At 29.5% G+C, this 18,071-nt stretch carries 19 protein-coding genes; 16 read left to right on the top strand and 3 right to left on the bottom strand.

All coding sequences use genetic code 11. The annotated features are described in order from the left end of the window. The first annotated feature begins 1 nt into the window (after position 1). The 5 genes from trpA (at position 2) to KQS_RS07175 (ending at position 5,484) form a co-directional block, all read left to right on the top strand. Positions 2 to 763: a tryptophan synthase subunit alpha gene (gene trpA, locus KQS_RS07195; RefSeq protein ID WP_014388534.1), complete on the top strand. Its 762-nt coding sequence runs from the start codon at positions 2 to 4 to the stop codon at positions 761 to 763. Between the two features lie 150 nt (positions 764 to 913). Next, positions 914 to 1,528 (top strand): TetR/AcrR family transcriptional regulator, encoded by a 615-nt coding sequence (locus KQS_RS07190; RefSeq protein ID WP_014388533.1) that lies wholly within the window; start codon positions 914 to 916, stop codon positions 1,526 to 1,528. Between the two features lies 1 nt (position 1,529). Further along, complete coding sequence (locus KQS_RS07185) at positions 1,530 to 2,816, top strand: TolC family protein (RefSeq protein ID WP_014388532.1); 1,287 nt, start codon at positions 1,530 to 1,532, stop codon at positions 2,814 to 2,816. 9 nt (positions 2,817 to 2,825) lie between these two features. Then, the gene (locus tag KQS_RS07180) at positions 2,826 to 3,905 is read left to right on the top strand and encodes an HlyD family secretion protein (protein WP_014388531.1); all 1,080 of its coding nucleotides are present in this window, start codon (positions 2,826 to 2,828) and stop codon (positions 3,903 to 3,905) included. 7 nt (positions 3,906 to 3,912) lie between these two features. After that, positions 3,913 to 5,484: an MDR family MFS transporter gene (locus tag KQS_RS07175; RefSeq protein ID WP_014388530.1), complete on the top strand. Its 1,572-nt coding sequence runs from the start codon at positions 3,913 to 3,915 to the stop codon at positions 5,482 to 5,484. A 56-nt stretch (positions 5,485 to 5,540) separates the two neighbouring features. On the opposite strand, the gene yaaA is transcribed toward KQS_RS07175, so the two are convergent. Continuing rightward, the gene (yaaA, locus tag KQS_RS07170; RefSeq protein ID WP_014388529.1) at positions 5,541 to 6,299 is read right to left on the bottom strand and encodes a peroxide stress protein YaaA; all 759 of its coding nucleotides are present in this window, start codon (positions 6,297 to 6,299) and stop codon (positions 5,541 to 5,543) included. A gap of 169 nt (positions 6,300 to 6,468) precedes the next feature. Between yaaA and KQS_RS07165 the strand changes: the two genes are divergently transcribed. The 10 genes from KQS_RS07165 (at position 6,469) to KQS_RS07120 (ending at position 13,769) form a co-directional block, all read left to right on the top strand. Then, positions 6,469 to 7,218 carry a Rossmann-like and DUF2520 domain-containing protein gene (locus KQS_RS07165; protein WP_014388528.1) on the top strand — a complete coding sequence of 250 codons (750 nt, stop codon included), beginning with the start codon at positions 6,469 to 6,471 and terminating at the stop codon, positions 7,216 to 7,218. Further along, entirely contained in the window at positions 7,202 to 7,729 is a 528-nt protein-coding gene (locus KQS_RS07160; RefSeq protein WP_014388527.1) for a KdsC family phosphatase, read from the top strand. Before KQS_RS07165 ends, KQS_RS07160 begins: the two co-directional genes overlap by 17 nt. A 20-nt stretch (positions 7,730 to 7,749) precedes the next feature. Continuing rightward, the gene (locus tag KQS_RS07155; RefSeq protein WP_014388526.1) at positions 7,750 to 8,664 is read left to right on the top strand and encodes a geranylgeranylglycerol-phosphate geranylgeranyltransferase; all 915 of its coding nucleotides are present in this window, start codon (positions 7,750 to 7,752) and stop codon (positions 8,662 to 8,664) included. A 1-nt stretch (position 8,665) separates the two neighbouring features. After that, entirely contained in the window at positions 8,666 to 9,247 is a 582-nt protein-coding gene (locus KQS_RS07150) for a Maf-like protein (RefSeq protein WP_014388525.1), read from the top strand. Positions 9,248 to 9,447: 200 nt separating this feature from the next. Further along, positions 9,448 to 9,981 carry a bifunctional pyr operon transcriptional regulator/uracil phosphoribosyltransferase PyrR gene (gene pyrR / locus KQS_RS07145; RefSeq protein WP_014388524.1) on the top strand — a complete coding sequence of 178 codons (534 nt, stop codon included), beginning with the start codon at positions 9,448 to 9,450 and terminating at the stop codon, positions 9,979 to 9,981. 23 nt (positions 9,982 to 10,004) lie between these two features. Beyond that, the gene (locus KQS_RS07140) at positions 10,005 to 10,934 is read left to right on the top strand and encodes an aspartate carbamoyltransferase catalytic subunit (protein ID WP_014388523.1); all 930 of its coding nucleotides are present in this window, start codon (positions 10,005 to 10,007) and stop codon (positions 10,932 to 10,934) included. A gap of 58 nt (positions 10,935 to 10,992) precedes the next feature. After that, positions 10,993 to 11,325, top strand: coding sequence for a hypothetical protein (locus KQS_RS07135; protein WP_014388522.1), 333 nt, complete (start codon positions 10,993 to 10,995; stop codon positions 11,323 to 11,325). A gap of 165 nt (positions 11,326 to 11,490) precedes the next feature. After that, positions 11,491 to 12,396: a ribonuclease Z gene (locus KQS_RS07130; protein WP_014388520.1), complete on the top strand. Its 906-nt coding sequence runs from the start codon at positions 11,491 to 11,493 to the stop codon at positions 12,394 to 12,396. 12 nt (positions 12,397 to 12,408) lie between these two features. Then, entirely contained in the window at positions 12,409 to 13,053 is a 645-nt protein-coding gene (gene pdxH / locus KQS_RS07125; protein WP_041252033.1) for a pyridoxamine 5'-phosphate oxidase, read from the top strand. Between the two features lie 212 nt (positions 13,054 to 13,265). Next, positions 13,266 to 13,769 carry a CAP domain-containing protein gene (locus KQS_RS07120; RefSeq protein ID WP_014388518.1) on the top strand — a complete coding sequence of 168 codons (504 nt, stop codon included), beginning with the start codon at positions 13,266 to 13,268 and terminating at the stop codon, positions 13,767 to 13,769. A gap of 61 nt (positions 13,770 to 13,830) precedes the next feature. Here KQS_RS07120 and KQS_RS07115 read toward each other — a convergent pair whose 3' ends face one another. Together KQS_RS07115 and KQS_RS07110 are read right to left on the bottom strand one after the other, a co-directional pair. Then, on the bottom strand, positions 13,831 to 14,211 hold the full coding sequence (locus KQS_RS07115; RefSeq protein ID WP_014388517.1) for a RidA family protein: 381 nt from the start codon (positions 14,209 to 14,211) through the stop codon (positions 13,831 to 13,833). Between the two features lie 12 nt (positions 14,212 to 14,223). After that, positions 14,224 to 16,743 carry a putative LPS assembly protein LptD gene (locus tag KQS_RS07110; protein WP_242400755.1) on the bottom strand — a complete coding sequence of 840 codons (2,520 nt, stop codon included), beginning with the start codon at positions 16,741 to 16,743 and terminating at the stop codon, positions 14,224 to 14,226. Between the two features lie 230 nt (positions 16,744 to 16,973). On the opposite strand from KQS_RS07110, the gene KQS_RS07105 reads away from it, so the two are divergent. Beyond that, positions 16,974 to 18,071, top strand: coding sequence for an N-acetylmuramoyl-L-alanine amidase family protein (locus tag KQS_RS07105; protein WP_014388515.1), 1,098 nt, complete (start codon positions 16,974 to 16,976; stop codon positions 18,069 to 18,071).

Here is an 18,071-nt window from a genome sequence, read left to right as displayed (position 1 = left end):
TATGAATAGAATAAATTTGAAATTAGAAGAAGATAAAAAAATACGATCGATTTATTTTACAGCAGGTTACCCTAGTTTAAATGATACAGTGTCAATTATTAAAGAATTAGAGCAATCTGGAGTAGATATGATTGAAATTGGACTTCCGTTTTCCGATCCTTTAGCGGATGGACCCGTTATTCAAGAGAGTTCTTCCAAGGCAATTGAAAATGGAATGACCACAAAGTTATTATTTGAACAATTAAAAAACATTCGTGATGAAGTTCAAATTCCGCTATTAATAATGGGGTATTTTAATCCGATTATGCAATTTGGTGTAGAGCAATTTTGTAAAAAATGCCATGAAATTGGAATTGACGGTTTAATTATCCCCGATTTACCTGTGGAAATCTTTGAAGAACATTATAAGTTACTCTTTGAAAAATACGGATTAAAAAACATATTTTTAATTACACCTCAAACAACAGACAAAAGGATTCTTCAAATAGATCAATTATCGGATAGTTTTATTTATATGGTAAGTACAGCAGCTATTACTGGTGGTTCTTCAGAATTTGGAAAACAACAAACGGAGTATTTTAAACGTATTCATTCCATGCAACTTAAAAACCCTCAAATAATTGGGTTTGGAATTAAAGATAAACAAACCTTCAACCAAGCCCTTCAATTTCAAAAAGGCGCCATTATAGGCAGTGAATTTATAAAATTTCTAAAAGAAAATTCAATCGTCCGAATTCATACGTTCGTCAATTGTTTTTGTTAAGTAGTATTTAGTATGAGAAGAAGCCTGATAATATCAGGCTTCTTGTATTTTAACAAGATCTTTAATTGTTAAAAATATGTTAAAACAAAATTAAACAATTGTTTAAATTAAACGTTTGTTTAATTTTGTGTTGTTTTTAAAACAATTAATATGAACTATAATTCAAAGCAAATTGATATTTTAAATGTTTCCTTGAAACTTTTTGCTGAAAAAGGTTTTGATGGAACGTCAATTAGAGATATCGCAAAAGCAGCTGATATAAATGTTGCCATGGTGTCTTATTATTTTGGTTCAAAAGAAAAGTTACTTGAAGCTATTATCATTTACCGAGTTTCTGATTTTAGGATGATTTTAGAAAATCTGCAAACAGAACTAATTTCACCTATTGAGAAAATTAAAAAATTTGTTTCGTTCTATGTAAATATGTTGTTTCAAAATAAAGATTTTTATCAGCTTGTACATTTTGAAATGGTGAATCAAAAAAGAGCTTGTGATTTTTCAGCTTTTTCGGAAATTAAAAAGAAAAACTTAAAACTGCTTCAAAATATTATTGAAGAAGGACAAAAAGACGGTGAATTTAAATCCAATTGTAACTCGTTGTTAATTCCAGCATTGGTTATTGGCACATTTTCTCAAATTTATAATAACAAAAAATTTTATATAGAAATGTTGAATTTGAAAGATGATAAAGCTTTTGAAAATTATATGCTAAATACGTTCAAAGAAGATATTACAAATGTTGTGTTAGGAATGTTAATTAAATAAAATGAAAAAATACAAATATATTGCGATTGCTCTGTTTTCCATTGGGGCAGTAGTGGCACAAGATAAAAAAGTAGTAACAATAAATGAAGTAATTTCGATTGCTTCTACGCAAACTACTGCGGCTCAATTGGCTGATATTAAGGTGAAAACAAAAGAATTTGAATGGCAAGTTGCTAAAAACAAGCAATTGCCTGATTTTAAAATTTCAGGGCAATATCAAAGACTTTCAACGGCAAATGTTGAATTAAAATTACCTGTTCAAGGTGGAGGTGGAGATTTGAAAGTGAATCAATTACTTTTAGGGAATGCCACACTTTCTTACCCATTATTTGCTGGTTTTAAAGTAAGAAATAATATAGAACTTTCAAAAAATTTGGTCGAAGCTGAAAAAAATACTGCTGAATTTACCAAAGAAGAAGTCACTCATCAAGCCATTCAACTGTATGTGAATTTATACAAAGCACAACAAAGTCAAAAATTAATTCAAGAAAATCAAAAAAGAGCCTTACAACGAGTAAAAGATTTTAAAGCAATGATGGATAACGGAATTATTGCAAAAAATGATTACTTAAAAGCAGAATTACAAGTCTCTAATTACCAAATTGCCTATGAAGAAGCAGTTGCAAATGAAGAAATTTTAAGTTATCAATTGGCGTTATTGTTAAAGATGGATGAAAATTCAAAATTTCAAATTAATGATAGCGAAATGAATCTTCTTGAAAACCTATCTAATTCTAATGAAAGAAAAGATGTTAGAGCATTAACCTCTCAAATTGAAGCAGCAAAAAATAACGTAAAAATTGTTAAAGGGAATTATTTTCCAGCAATTTCATTGATGACGGGTTACATTGCGTTTGATCTGCAAAATGTGGTAACTGTTTCAAATGCAATGAATTTTGGTGTTGGTGTATCCTATGATGTTTCTTCTTTATTCAAAAATAATAAAGAAGTTAAAGTAGCTAAAAGCAAGGTTAAAGAGTTAGAATACCATTTAGCTAGTTTAAACGATAAAGTAAAAATCGAAATTAAGTCTGCCGAAACAAATTTTACATTAGCAAAAAATCAATATAAAGTTTATCAAGAAGCGGTAAATCAAGCAATTGAAAATTTCAGAATTATAAAAGATAAATACGATAATGGTTTGGCAGACACCAATGATTTATTAGATGCCGAAATACAACAATTGCAAGCGCAAATTTCTGAAGCGTATGGTAAAGCTAATATTCTTTTAAAATATATGGATTTACAAGCAGCACAAGGAACACTATTACCTTCTAACAAAAATTAATCGAAATATATGGAAACTAAAAAAACCAATAAAAAATTCACACTAGTATTAGGTTCATTCGTAGTATTAGGTTTGCTATATGGAATTTATAAATACAATCATGCCCAAAGCCATGAAGAAACTGACGATGCACAAATAGAACAAAACATGACACCTATAATTCCAAGAGTTGGTGGGTATATTAGTAAAGTGTATGTTAAAGATAATCAATTGGTTAAAAAAGGCGATACCCTTTTTACCATTGAGAGTCAAGATTATTTAGTAAAAGTCAATGAAGCAGAAGCAGCTTTGATTGCTGCTAAAAGTACATTTGAAGTTTCAAAAGCTGATGTAGATGCCACAGCTGCTACTATTTCAATTTCAAATGCAACCATTCAATCAAATACTGAAAGTATTGAAATGGCAAAAGTTCGTTTAGAAAGAGCTTCTAATGATTTTGAACGTTATTCAAATCTTTATAAAAATCAGTCTATAACAAAGCAACAATACGAACAAGCATGGGCAGCAAAACAAGAAGCTTTAAAACAAGTTGAAATTTTAAAGCAACAAAAAATTGCCAGTACTAATCAAAAGAATGCAGTGGTTTCTAAAACAAATGTAGCCTCAAAACAAACAGATGTAGCTAATGCAAATATTAAACGTGCGCAAGCTGCTTTTGAAGCTGCAAAATTAAACTTAGGATATACAGTAGTTTTGGCATCGATAGATGGTCAAGTTTCTAATATCGAAATACAAGCAGGGCAATTAGTACAACCAGGACAATCACTATTTTACTTGGTTAATAATCAAGATACTTGGGTAGTAGCTAATTTTAAAGAAACGCAATTAAATAAAATGCGTGTAGGTCAAAAAGTTACTTTAGAAGTAGATGCTTACCCAGACGATACATTTGAAGGAGAAATTAGTTCTTTCTCACCAGCAACAGGTTCTAAATTTTCGATTTTACCTCCAGATAATGCCACAGGAAATTTCGTTAAAACCATACAACGTTTACCTGTTAAAATTAAATTATCTGGTAATAACGATAAAGAAAAAGTGAAATTATTGCGTCCAGGAATGAATGTTTTTGTTGATGTTCACGTTAAATAATTAAATTGTGGAAACAGAAAATTTAGTTGAATATGGTTATAGAAGGGTAATTATCACCATTACAGCCATTTTATGTGCTTTATTAGAAATAGTGGATACAACTATTGTGAATGTGGCACTTAACGATATGCGAGGGAGTTTAGGCGCTACTTTAACAGATGTGGCTTGGGTTATTACAGCCTATGCCATTGCAAACGTTATTATTATCCCTATGACCAGTTGGTTGTCTCAACAATTTGGAAGAAGAAATTATTTTGCTGTATCAATTGTTATTTTTACCGTTGCTTCTTTTTTATGTGGAAACGCAAGTAATATTTGGGAATTAGTGATTTTCCGATTCATTCAAGGAATGGGAGGAGGAGCTCTTTTGGTAACTGCACAAACCATTATCACAGAATCGTATCCGGCAGAAAAAAGAGGAATGGCGCAGGCTATTTATGGAATGGGCGTGATTGTTGGGCCTACATTAGGTCCGCCATTAGGGGGGTATTTAGTAGATAATTTTTCTTGGCCGTATATTTTTTACATTAATATCCCAATTGGAATTATTGCAACATTATTAACATTGACTTATGTTAGAAGTCCAAAATACGGTGAAAAATTAAAAGCAAATCAAGTGGATTGGTGGGGAATCCTATTTTTAACCGCTTTTATTGGTTCGTTACAATTTGTGTTAGAACACGGTCAACAAGATGATTGGTTTGAAAATAGTACTATTGTAGTTCTTTCAATTGTTTCTTTTTTAGGTTTAATCCTTTTTATTTGGCGTGAATTGGTGTATAAATTTCCCATAGTAAATTTACGTGTATTGAACGATAGTAATTTAAAAATTGGTGTTATTTTGTGTTTTATTTTGGGGTTCGGATTGTATGGTTCTACCTTCGTAATTCCTATTTACACACAAGCAATATTAGGTTGGACAGCTACTGATGCGGGCTTATTATTGATTCCGAGTTCGATTATGACAGGAATAATGATGCCAATTATTGGAAAATTAATACAAAAAGGAATTCCACAAACGTATATGGTAGCCATAGGGTTTGCTATTTTCTTTGGATTTACTTTTTGGATGTATTCCATAATGACGCCAGATACTGGTAGTGAACATATGTTTAATCCATTATTATTAAGGGGAATTGGTTTAGGTTTATTGTTTGTTCCAATTACTACATTGTCTTTGTCTAGTTTAAAAGGCAGAGAAATAGGTGATGGCGCAGCATTTACAGGTATGATGAGACAATTAGGTGGTTCTTTTGGTATTGCAATTATCACAACCTATATAGCACGTTGGTCACAAAATCATAGAGTAGATTTAATAAGTAATTTGAACGGTTCAAGTTTAACAGTTCAACAACGCATTGAACAATTGAAATTAGGGTTTATGTCCAAAGGATATCCAGCAAATGAAGCCTTGGAAAAAGCCTATAAAATTTTAGAATTATCAGTGACAAAGCAAGCTACTGTTTTGTCTTATATGGATGTTTTTATGTTTTTAGGAATCTTGTTTTTAGCCTGTATTCCTATTGTATTATTTGTAAAAACAGGAAAAGGAAAAGTAGATTTATCTAATGTTCATTAATTTAGGGTTTTATTTTGAACATCGCCTCTTTCGATTTATTTCGGAAGAGGCATTTTTTATCTTGTAAAAACAAGTTTGTTTTCTGAACTCAAATTGGCGTCAAAGGCATAACCTTCATAATTAAAGTTTTTTAATTCCTCTAAAGTTTCTACATTATTATCAATTATATATCGAACCATTAAACCACGGGCTTTTTTAGCAAAAAACGAAATCATTTTTAATTTCCCGTCTTTATAATCTTTAAATTCTGGGGTAATGACAGGAACTTTTAATTTTTTCACATCAACAGCACTAAAATATTCATTACTTGCCAAGTTGATAAACAATTCCTCGTTTTCAAGTTCTTTATTTAAAGCGTCAGTAATTGTTTTTTTCCAAAATTCATATAAATTCTTTTTGGTACCTACCGCCATTGAAGTTCCCATTTCTAATCGGTAAGCTTGCATTAAATCCAATGGTTTTAATAGACCATAAAGTCCAGATAGTATACGCAATTTATCTTGTAAAACCGAAAGTTTTTCAGTTGGTAAACTGTACACATCTAATCCCGTATACACATCACCATCAAAAGCAAATACAGCTTGTCGAGCATTTTCTAATGAAAAAGGTAAAGTCCAATCTTGATTACGTTGCCAATTTAATTCTGCTAATTTTTCAGAAATATCCATCAATTCCATGAGCTGTTTTGGCTTTTTCTTTTTTAATGTTTTTTGAATAGTTTCTGCTTGTTTTAAAAAAGAAGCCTCTGTAAATTCAGTCGTTGGTACAACAGTTTCGTAATTCAAAGATTTGGCTGGCGATATAACAATTTTCATTTTCAAAATTTATTTGTTCAAAATTAATCATTTTTAATAAACGTAAAAATTAGTAGTATAGATTCTCTCGATTTTAATTTTTAAATAATTTATAAAAGTTGTTTAAAAAATGCATTTGTAACAATAATTTGAATTTTGTCATTGCCTTTGAATTCCTTATCTTCGCCTTATGATTCAAGTGGTACTTCTCGGTTCAGGAAATGTAGCTACACATCTATATCAAGCGTTTCAAAAAACGAGTGAAGTAGAAGTGATTCAGGTTTTTACACGAAATCAATCTTTAGATTTTCCTTCTACTATTCAAGTGCATAGTTACAATCAACTAATACCTGCCGATGTTTATATAATAAGCGTTACGGATTTAGCAATTGCTGAAGTTTCAAAATCTATTCCTTTTGAAAATCAGTTGGTTGTACATACTTCGGGTACCTCTGCGCTGGACGTATTAGATACTAAAAATAGAAGAGGTGTTTTCTATCCATTGCAAACTTTTTCTAAAGTAAAGAAAGTAGATTTTTCTGAAATTCCGCTTTGTCTGGAAACAGAATTTGAAGAGGATTATGCTATTATTGAAAAAATGGCGTTGTCAATTTCAAAAGTTGTTCAGTCAGTTTCAAGTGATCAGAGGAAAGCCTTGCATGTTGCGGCTGTTTTTTCGTGTAATTTTGTCAATCATTTGTACCAAATAGGAAGTGAAATTTGTGAAGAAAACAATATTCCTTTTTCTATTTTGTTTCCATTAATTAAAGAAACTGCTGCCAAAATTGAAACATTAACACCAATTGAAGCACAAACTGGTCCAGCTATTCGGCGAGATGAAAAAACAATTTCGAAACATTTAGATTTTTTACAAGATAAAAATCAAAAAGAAATATATCAATTATTGACTCAATCCATACAAAATGTCAAAAAGTTATAAAGAAATTATGAATAACATCAAAGCTTTTGTCTTTGATGTTGATGGTGTATTAACCGATGGAACGGTACATGTTTCACAAGACGGACAATTGTTGCGACAAATGAACATTAGAGATGGTTACGCAATGAAAGCTGCTGTAGACAAAGGGTATCCGGTTTGCATTATATCAGGTGGAAGTAATGATGGTGTACGTGTTCGTTTGCAAAATTTAGGGATTAAAGATATTTATTTAGCGGTTCCTGATAAATTGGAAAAGTTTTATGAATTTTGCGATGGATATGGAATAAAACCTGAGGAAATACTTTACATGGGAGATGATATTCCAGATTATATTGTCATGCAAAAAGTAGGGTTGCCCACCTGTCCTCAAGATGCAGCACCAGAAATTAAAGGTATTTCAAAATATATTTCGCATGTAAATGGAGGAAGAGGTGCTGTTCGTGATGTAATCGAGCAAGTAATGAAAGTTCACGGAACTTGGATGGATGATTTTTCTGCTAATTATTTTTAATTTAAAAGCCAAAATAAAATATGAAAAACTTTTTAAAATTAATTCGAATTGAGAATTTAGTTATGATAGCTTTGATGCAAATCATAGTTCGTTATACGTTCATTAATAACGCTAATCTTTTTCACGGATTTAGTAATTTAAACTATACTTTGTTAATCATTGCAACTCTGTGCATTGCAGCTGCTGGCTATATTATTAATGATATTTATGATGTAAACGTAGATTATATAAACAAACCAGATAAAGTTTTTATAGGGAATACTATTTCCGAAAAAACGGCATTCAATTGGTATTTTGCTTTAAATATTTTAGGCGTTGTTATCGGAGTTTATTTGAGTAACCAAGTAAATCGTTCAGCTTTAGCATCAATTTTTGTTATTTGTTCGGCCTTGTTGTATATTTATTCAAACGGTTTAAAACAAATACCATTAATAGGAAATGCTATAGTGGCTTTACTTGCTTCTTCAAGTATTATCGTTATTATTTTATTCAACATATTTCCCTATATGTTAGGATTTAATAATGATCAAATGTTAAGCATAATTCATTTTCTATTAAATTATGTAGTTATGGCTTTTTTAATTCATTTTGCGCGTGAAATTGTAAAAACTATTGAAGATTATGAAGGAGATAAAGCCTATGAAATTACAACTGCCGCTACCTATTTTGGAATTAATGTAAGTAAAATAATTACAGCTATAATTTTAGCAGGATTATTGGTGTTTATGGGGTATTTCATTTACAATAATATCTATCATTTAACGTATGTGTTGTTTTATTTTATAGTTACAATAATCACTCCAATTTTATTTGTTATTGTAAAACTTTTTCAAGCTAAAGAAAAAGCAGATTTTACATTTATTAGTAAACTTCTAAAAGTTATAATGTTAACAATTATGTTGTCATTAACTGCAATTGTTTTTATAGGAAGTTAGTATGCTAAAAGAAAAATTTAGAAATAAAAACATCATTTTAGCTTCTGGTTCACCTAGACGCCAACATTTTCTGCGTGAATTAAATGTTGATTTTGAAATTCGTTTAAAAGATATTGAAGAAATTTATCCAGATCATTTAAAAGCTGAAGAAATCACCAATTATTTAGCTGAATTGAAAGCAAATGCATTTCAAGACGAATTAATTGATAATGATGTTTTGATTACTAGTGACACGGTTGTTTGGTTAAATGGCAAAGCATTAGGAAAGCCCAAAGATGCAGTTGATGCTTTTAATATGATAAAAGAAATGTCGGGTAAAACACATGAAGTTATAACTTCTGTTTGCATAAAAACGGTTAATTTAACAACTACATTTTTTGAAAAAACATTAGTTGCCTTTAAAGAATTAAATGATTCAGAAATAACGTATTATATTGATTTATATAAACCTTTTGATAAAGCTGGTTCGTACGGTATTCAAGAATGGATTGGTTTAGTTGCCATTGAAAAAATTGAAGGCTCTTATACAAATGTTGTTGGGTTACCTACACATCGATTGTATGATGAACTAATGAAATTGTAATTGATATTGAAATTGAATTTGATTTTTGAAATTGAATTTTATTTTTGATATTGTTATTAAATTTGATATTGTTATTGAATTTGAATTTTGAAATTGTTATTTATATTGAATTTGATATTGATATTGAATTTGATATTGAATTTGATTTTTGATATTGTTATTGAAATTCGTATTTTTACACACACAACAACACACATACTATGAGTCAAAAAATATTGCTTACTTCTAAAGAAGTCAATATCATTCTACACCGACTAGCTTGTCAATTAATTGAAAAGCATTCAGATTTTTCTACTACCATATTGATCGGAATTCAACCAAGAGGTTCCTTTTTAGCTGAAAGAATTGCTAAAATTTTAAAGGACGACTATCAAATTGACCAAGTCAAACTTGGGTTGTTAGATATTACATTTTTTAGAGATGATTTCAGAAGAAATGAAAAAACTTTAGAAGCGAATAAAACTCAAATCGATTTTTTAGTAGAAGATAAACAGGTTGTATTTATTGATGATGTATTGTATACAGGTAGAAGTATTCGTGCAGCATTAACAGCAATTCAGTCGTTTGGCAGACCTAAATCGATTGAATTACTTACTTTAATAGACAGACGATTTAGTAGAGATTTACCTATTCAACCGGATTATAGAGGTCGACAAGTAGATGCAATCAATAATGAAAAAGTAAGGGTTAAATGGCATGAGAAAGATGGAGAAGATGCCGTTTATATTGAATAAAATCAACAACAACACAACACACAATGAAAGAATTAAGCGTTAATCATTTACTTGGAATTAAATATTTAAACGAAAACGATCTTCAATTAATTTTTGAAACGGCTGATCATTTTAAAGAAGTAATCAATCGTCCAATAAAGAAAGTTCCTTCACTAAGAGATGTTACTATTGCCAATATCTTTTTCGAAAACAGTACAAGAACTAAATTGTCCTTTGAATTAGCTCAAAAAAGATTATCAGCCGACGTAATTAGTTTTTCTTCTGCACAATCTTCCGTAAAAAAAGGAGAAACACTTATAGATACCGTAAATAATATTTTATCTATGAAAGTAGATATGGTTGTTATGCGACACAGTTCTCCAGGAGCCGCTCATTTTTTATCTCAAAATGTTAAAGCAAGTATTGTCAATGCTGGCGATGGGGCGCATGAACATCCAACGCAAGCTTTGTTAGATAGTTTTACAATAAGAGAAAAATTAGGAGATGTTGCAGGAAAGAAAATAGTGATAGTAGGTGATATTTTACACAGTAGAGTAGCACTTTCTAATATATTTGCTTTACAAATGCAGGGTGCTGAAGTTCGAGTATGTGGACCTAAAACATTGATTCCAAAATATATTGATTCTCTTGGTGTTAAGGTTGAGTCTGATTTAAGAAAAGCATTAGAATGGTGTGATGTAGCCAATATGTTGCGTATTCAAAATGAAAGATTAGATGTAAGCTATTTTCCTAATACACGTGAATATACTCAGCAATTTGGGTTAACAAGTGAAATTTTAGAATGTTTAAATAAAGAAATTGTCATTATGCACCCAGGTCCAATAAACAGAGGTGTTGAAATTACTACCGATGTTGCTGATGGAAAACATTCTGTTATTCTAGATCAAGTTGAAAATGGAGTAGCTGTGAGAATGGCAGTGATTTATTTATTAGCAAGTAAGATCAAGAATTAAAATATTATTTTTTAAATTTCATTAAAGATTTTTTACTTTTAGAATTAAATTAAAATTTATGAAAGTCGAACACAAAGGACATACAACGATCATCAAAGATACTGAAAGTAATTATCTTCAGTTTGTTGAGAAATTAACATCTCAATATAATTCTTTTAAAGATACTAATCTTATTTTAGACATAACACACGATAAATCGGTAGATTTAACTAGTTTGAAAAATTTTACTGATTTGACTAAAACTCATAAAAAAAATAAAAAATCTTTGGTAATTGTAGCAGCTAACATTGATTTTAATAAAGTTCCATCAAAACTACAGGTAGTACCTTCAATACTTGAAGCTCATGACTTAATTGAAATGGATGAAATTGAACGTGATTTAGGATTTTAACGATGAAATATTTTCATATTGTATTTTTTATAATTTGCTTTCAATATTTTATTTTTAGTTTAATAGCATATATTAATCAGGAAATTAAGTTGCTTTCATTATTAGTAGCAATTCTATTATTACTAAATCCAACGATAAACCTTTATAAAATCTTTTATCAAAAAGATGAAAATTAAAATTTTAGGTTGTTATGCAGCCACTCCAAGAACTATAACTAATCCAACTTCACAAGTTTTAGAAATTAAAAATCATATGTTTCTGATTGATTGTGGAGAAGGTACTCAAGTTCAATTGCGAAAACATAAAATAAAGTTTTCAAGAATTGAGCATGTCTTCATCTCTCATTTGCATGGAGATCATTTTTTTGGTTTAATTGGATTGATTTCAACCTTTATGTTACTTGGACGTGAAAAAGATTTACATATTTACGGACCAAAAGGAATAAAAGAAGCTATTTTGTTATTATTGAAATTGGGAAATGCTTATACAAGTTACAATCTCTATTTTCATGAATTAACATCAAATGAAAGCGAAATTGTTTTTGAAGATAATAAAGTACGTGTTTCTACCATACCTTTAAAACATCGTGTGTATACAAACGGTTATTTGTTTGAAGAAAAAATTACAGAACGTCCACTGAATATAGCAACTATTTTAAATTATGATATTGATAAACTTTATTATAATAAAATAAAAATGGGAGGCGATATAACTTTAGAAGACGGAAGAGTAATCGCAAATACTGAATTAACCTTTGATCCGCCGCTACCCAATAGCTATGCATTTTGTTCAGATACAGTGTATACTACAACTATACTCCCAATTATAAAGAATGTAAAAGTTTTGTACCATGAATCTACTTTTTTGGAAAAAGAAGCACATTTGGCTGAAAAAACGATGCATACAACTGCAAAACAAGCGGCAAATATTGCTAAATTAGCTAATGCAGAAACATTATTATTAGGTCATTATTCTACGCGCTACGGCGATATAAACTTATTTCAAAAAGAAGCACAAGAAATTTTTGAAAATGTACTTTTGGGAGATGATGGTGCAGCGTTTGAATTTTAATTTTTTTAAATGATGAAAGATTTATCCAATTACAGAAAATCCTATGAAAAAAGTGAATTGTTAGAAACAACAATTCCAGAAGATCCTATTCAATTGTTTCACCGATGGTTTTATGAAGCTGATGAACACGAGGGTGTAGACGAAGCAAATGCTATGACTGTTGCTACTATAGGTTTGGATGGTTTTCCTAAAAGTAGAGTAGTCCTTTTAAAGAAATTTAATGAAGAAGGATTTATTTTTTATACTAATTATAATTCTGAAAAAGGAAAAGCAATCTTAGCAAATCCAAATATTTGTTTATCTTTTTTTTGGCCAGTAATGGAACGTCAGGTTATTATAAAAGGAGTTGCAGAAAAAACGTCATCTTATGTTTCTGATGCTTATTTTGAAAGTAGACCTGATGGCAGCAAATTAGGAGCGATAGTTTCAAATCAAAGTGAAGTTATTTCATCAAGAGAATATTTAGATACTAAACTGAAAGAATTGGAAAATCAATTTAAAGGTAAAGAAATTAAAAGACCAAATTATTGGGGTGGATTTTTAGTAAAACCTATTGAAGTTGAATTTTGGCAAGGTCGACCGAACCGATTACATGACAGAATTAGGTATCATCTTGAGGAAGATTACCTTTGGAAAATAGAAAGGTTATCTCCTTGATAATCAAATTTATAGAAAAATATAGTTAAAAGACTTCTTCGGGAGTCTTTTTTTGCTATATAACTTACAAAAAATGTAAAATACTGATTAACAATGTATTAAAATGTTAAAATTTAGTGTATTTCATCGATTTTATTTGCAGTTAAACTGATAATTTGTACTTTTGACTTGAAAATCAATCATTTAGTCGAAACTATAAAAAAATAAAAAAAATGAAAAAATCAGTAGTTACTAAAATTTTAGCAGTATTAATTATTGCCACTTCATTAATTTCTTGTTCATCTAGTACCGAATCTGTAGATGAACCAACAACTTCAAATTTTCCTGTTAGTTCATATACACAGTCTACATTCGAATTAGAATTGCTAGATTTAGTAAATGAATATAGAGTAAGTAAAGGATTAAATGCACTTTCAATAATTGAACAAATATCATTCGTATCTTCAGGTCATACAGATTATATGATTTCTACACAAGAGATTAGTCATGCTAATTTTGAAACAAGAAAAGAAAATTTACATGCCACTGTAGGAGCTTTAAATGTTGGAGAGAATGTCGCTTTTGGTTATTCTTCGGCACAAGCTACTTTGAATGCTTGGATTGCTAGCGAATCACACAGATTAAATATGGAATCAAATTATACTCACTTTGGATTGTCTGTAAAACAAGATGCTCAAGGAAAAAAATATTATACCATGATGTTTATTCGAAAATAAAATCATACTTAGTTTAATTGTTTAGTTTTAATATAAAAGCCCAACATTGTTGGGCTTTTTATTATTTTATAGCAATCATTGATATTTCAACATTTACATTTTTTGGTAAGCATGCTACTTGAACTGTTTCTCTAGCGGGAGCAGATTCTTCATTAAAGTAACTACCATATACACTATTTATTTTAGCAAAATTATTCATATCACTTATAAAAATAGTAGCTTTAATAGCATTGTCAAACGTCATTTCCGCAGCAGTAAGCACGGCTTTTAAATTTTCCATAACCATTTTAGTTTCTTCTTCAATTGAAGTTAAAACTAATTCATTATTTTCAGGATTAATTGCAATTTGTCCCGAAGTATATAAAGTGTTATCAACTAGTACTGCTTGGTTGTAAGGACCAATAGGAGCAGGGGCTTTTTCTGTAAAAATTATTTTTTTCATTTCTTATTTTTTTTATCGTAATCTTGGATCAGGTAATTTTCTTTTTTCCCATTTAATATCTTTCAACATTGAAGATTTAATTCCAATAAAGAAATTCCAATAGTTATAAATTCCAACAGGCACTATACTAAAACTCATTCTCCAGCTTTCTAAATCTCTTTCAAAACGCAATTGAGTGTAACTTAATCCTTTATTTGCAAAATCATAACCAGAAGAGAATCCCATTTTCCATTTAACAGCTAAATCTATATTTCCAGACATCATTAATGAATTAGTTGTAATTTCTTTCTCCTTTCTATCATTTGAAAAAGTTAATGAATAAGCTAAACGTAGATCCCATGGAATTTTAAATTTATATAATTCTGATTGACCAGCTTTATTTTTGTTATCAAATAAAGTTTGATTATTATTACTCAAATCGGCACCTCTTCCAAATAAATCATCTTCTCTTCCGCCGTTTTGAATATTTTGTGTTTTTGCTTTATCTTTTTCTTTGTTGTTATCACCACCAAAGTCGGTACTTGATAAATTATAATTCATAGATATATTGGCACTTGTCATTCTAACAAGTCCGTTTCCATTACTAATGCTGTATTCATCTATTCTCGAACCATTTGCATCTAAATCGTACGGATCAAAAGTTGCTCCAAAATTTAATCCAAGTTTGTTATCAAATAACTGAGTACCTCCCGAAAATCGTATTGGAGCTAGTTTAAAAGATTCTGCTGCAAAATTATAATTGGTAGAAAAGTTAAATTGATTGAGTAAAAAAATCTTTTTAGATTCACCTTTAGAGCTATTTTCATCTTTTATTTTTGCTTCTAATGAATTGTTTAGAGCAAATCCAATAGCATTTGAAATTCCAATTCCAGGTGCTGCATATAGTGTTCCATCAAATCTACTAAAATCAACTGGGTTACCATTTGCATCTAAATAAGTATCATAATATTGTTTAAAACTAGGAGTATAACCATATGAAATACTCGGACGCATTAAATGTCTAATGGCTTGAATTCTATTAGTTTCCTTAAATGTATAAGTTCCATAAATAGTTGTTCCTATACTTGAACTAAAACCATATGTTCTAAATGAATCAAATCCATTTACTCTAATAGATTCTACCTTACTTGTTGCAGGATTGTAAAATTTATTAAAAGTATTGAAAACCCAATTTTCAGAATAATTCACACTTGAAGTTACACTGAAATATTTAAATAGTTTAAAATTGGTACTAATTGGAATTGAATGTGAAATTCCCGCCAATGCATTTTTAAACATTCCAGAGGTAAACATTAAATCTTCAGTTGTTGAAATTCTATTGTCTCCTTTTAAATTATACTGAAAATTAATATTGTCGATTATGCCCTTTTTTAAAGCATCTTGTTTTACAAAAGGAAAAATTCGATCAACACTTGCAGAAAAAGTTGGTAAAGTTAAATTAACAACTTGTGTATTAGTATTTTGATTGTGTGTTACGGCTAATGAAAAATTAATAAGTGGAGTAGAAGGTATTGTTTTAGAATAACTAATGGAAGAACTCATGGTGTTATTCATATTAGATCCGGCATTAATAATATTAATTGACTGTCTGAAATATTTACTACTACCAAAATTTACTGAGGCAGTAAACCTTGAATTAGCAGATGCTTTTGAATCCTGAGAATGAGACCATTGGATATTGTATAAATTTGTTCTTGAATAATCAGGGAATCCTTTTTCTCCAAATACTTGGTTTTCATATCTAAATTGAATGTTTCCATTAAATTTATATTTTTTGGCATACATTGATTCTGCTCTTAAAGCATAGCTACCATTGGTATAGTAATCACCTAAAATAGCCAAATCATAATAATCGCTCAATGCAAAATAATATCCACCATTTTGAAGGAAATAACCTCTGTCGTTACTCTGACCTGGGGTCGGAATTATAACTCCTGAAGTGTTTTTATCGGTCATTGGAAAAAAGGCAAAAGGAACACCAATAGGAGTAGGTACATTATAGATGAACATGTGAGTTAATCCTGTGACAAATTTTTTCTTTGGTACAAACTTGGATTTATAGGCTAAAAAATAATATTCAGGATCTTCTAAGTTTTCTGAAGTAGTAAATTTTGCTTTTTTAAAGAAAATAACTGAATCATTCTCTCTTTTAGAAATTTCAGCATTAATAAGCATTTCGCCTTGCTTAGTTTTTGTGTTCCAAATTTTAGCTTTTCCAGTTTTTGTATTATATCGAATAGAATCAGGTTCAATAACAGTTTCTCCTTGTTTGAAATAGGGATATTGAATGTATTTTCCCGTACTGTCTTTTAAACGACCAGCATAAATTTCATTTTTTTCATAATCTAAAACTATTATACCCGATTTAATTTCATAATCTTGGTAATAGAGTTCTGCTTCATTATAAAGAGTTAATTGTTTTTTGCGCTGATCTAATTTTTCATAATCTTTAGCTTTTCTTTTAACAATTCCTTCAATAAAAACTTTTTTCTTTTTTATAGAATCATTTTTAGTAGAATCTTTTGGTTTCAAAAGCTCCGACGAGGATAGTGTAACAGTGCTTGATTTTTTTTCATTTTGTGAGTAAACTATTGAATTTCCAACACTTAGAAAAAAAATAAAAAAAACGATATGAATTAACTTTGTACTCAAATCTTTATATACTATTTTTGTAAAAATGGTTTGATTTTTGCGGTGTCAAACTTACGTATATTTTTCGTTAAATTTTATCTATTTAGTAAAATTATAACTAATTTTTGAAGATGAAGAGATTCTTTCTATTACTTACTATATTTTTTACAATTCTAACTTATTCACAAGATAGAAAATTTAAATTAATTCTTGATGCTGGTCACGGGGGTAAAGATCCTGGTGCTCAGAAGAATGGATGTGTTGAAAAAGAAATTGCTTTAGATGTAATTTTACAAATTGGACAAATTCTTGAAAAATATCCAGATTTCGATATTAAATACACAAGAAAAACAGATGTTTTCATTCCATTAAAAGATAGAGCAAAAATTGCTAATGATTTTGAAGCAAATTTGTTTGTTTCTGTTCATTGTAATTCTTCAACGTCTCCAAATCCATATGGTTCTATGACATTAGTTATGGGGCTTTCGCGATCTAATTTAAATTTTGAAATTGCAAAAACTGAAAATGCAGTAATTTTTCAAGAAGATGATTATAAGAAAAATTATCAAGGATTCGATCCCAATAATCCGAGTACTCAAATTGGATTAAAAATTTTACAAGAAGAAACTCTTTTGCAAAGTATTTCTTTTGCAAGTGAGGTTCAAAATCAATTCAAAAATACACTAGAAAGAAAAGATTTAGGCATGCATCAACAACCATTATGGGTTTTAGACGCTACGGTAATGCCAGGAGTTTTAATTGAATTAGGTTTTTTATCCAACTTAAAAGAATCAAAATACATCAATTCAAAAGAAGGACGCCAAAATTATGCTCAAGTCATTGCTTTAGCAATTTTAAAGTACAAGAATCAGTTAATGGAAACTAATACGCCATTATTTGAACCTAAAATTTTGACACCTGTACTTATAGAAGAACCTAAACAAGAAGTAGTAACTATAAAGGATGATCCAAATTATACTACTACAACAAATGCTTCAAAAGAAATTGTAACGGAGAAAAAATATAAAGTTCAAATTAGTTTTAGTTCAAAAAAATTAGATTTGAATCCTTCTAATTTTAATGGATTAAATAATGTGGTATTGGTAGAGCAAAATAATGGTTATAAATATTATTATGGAGCCGGAAGTACGCATGAAGAATGCAAAAAAAAATTAGCTGAAGCCAAAGCTAAAGGGTATAAGTCGGCATTTATTGTTGAAGATAATTAA

Source organism: Flavobacterium indicum GPTSA100-9 = DSM 17447 (genome assembly GCF_000455605.1).
Lineage (GTDB): Bacteria > Bacteroidota > Bacteroidia > Flavobacteriales > Flavobacteriaceae > Flavobacterium > Flavobacterium indicum.
The sequence above is the reverse complement of the archived record's forward strand: the minus strand, read 5'-3'. Positions and strand labels throughout refer to the sequence as shown.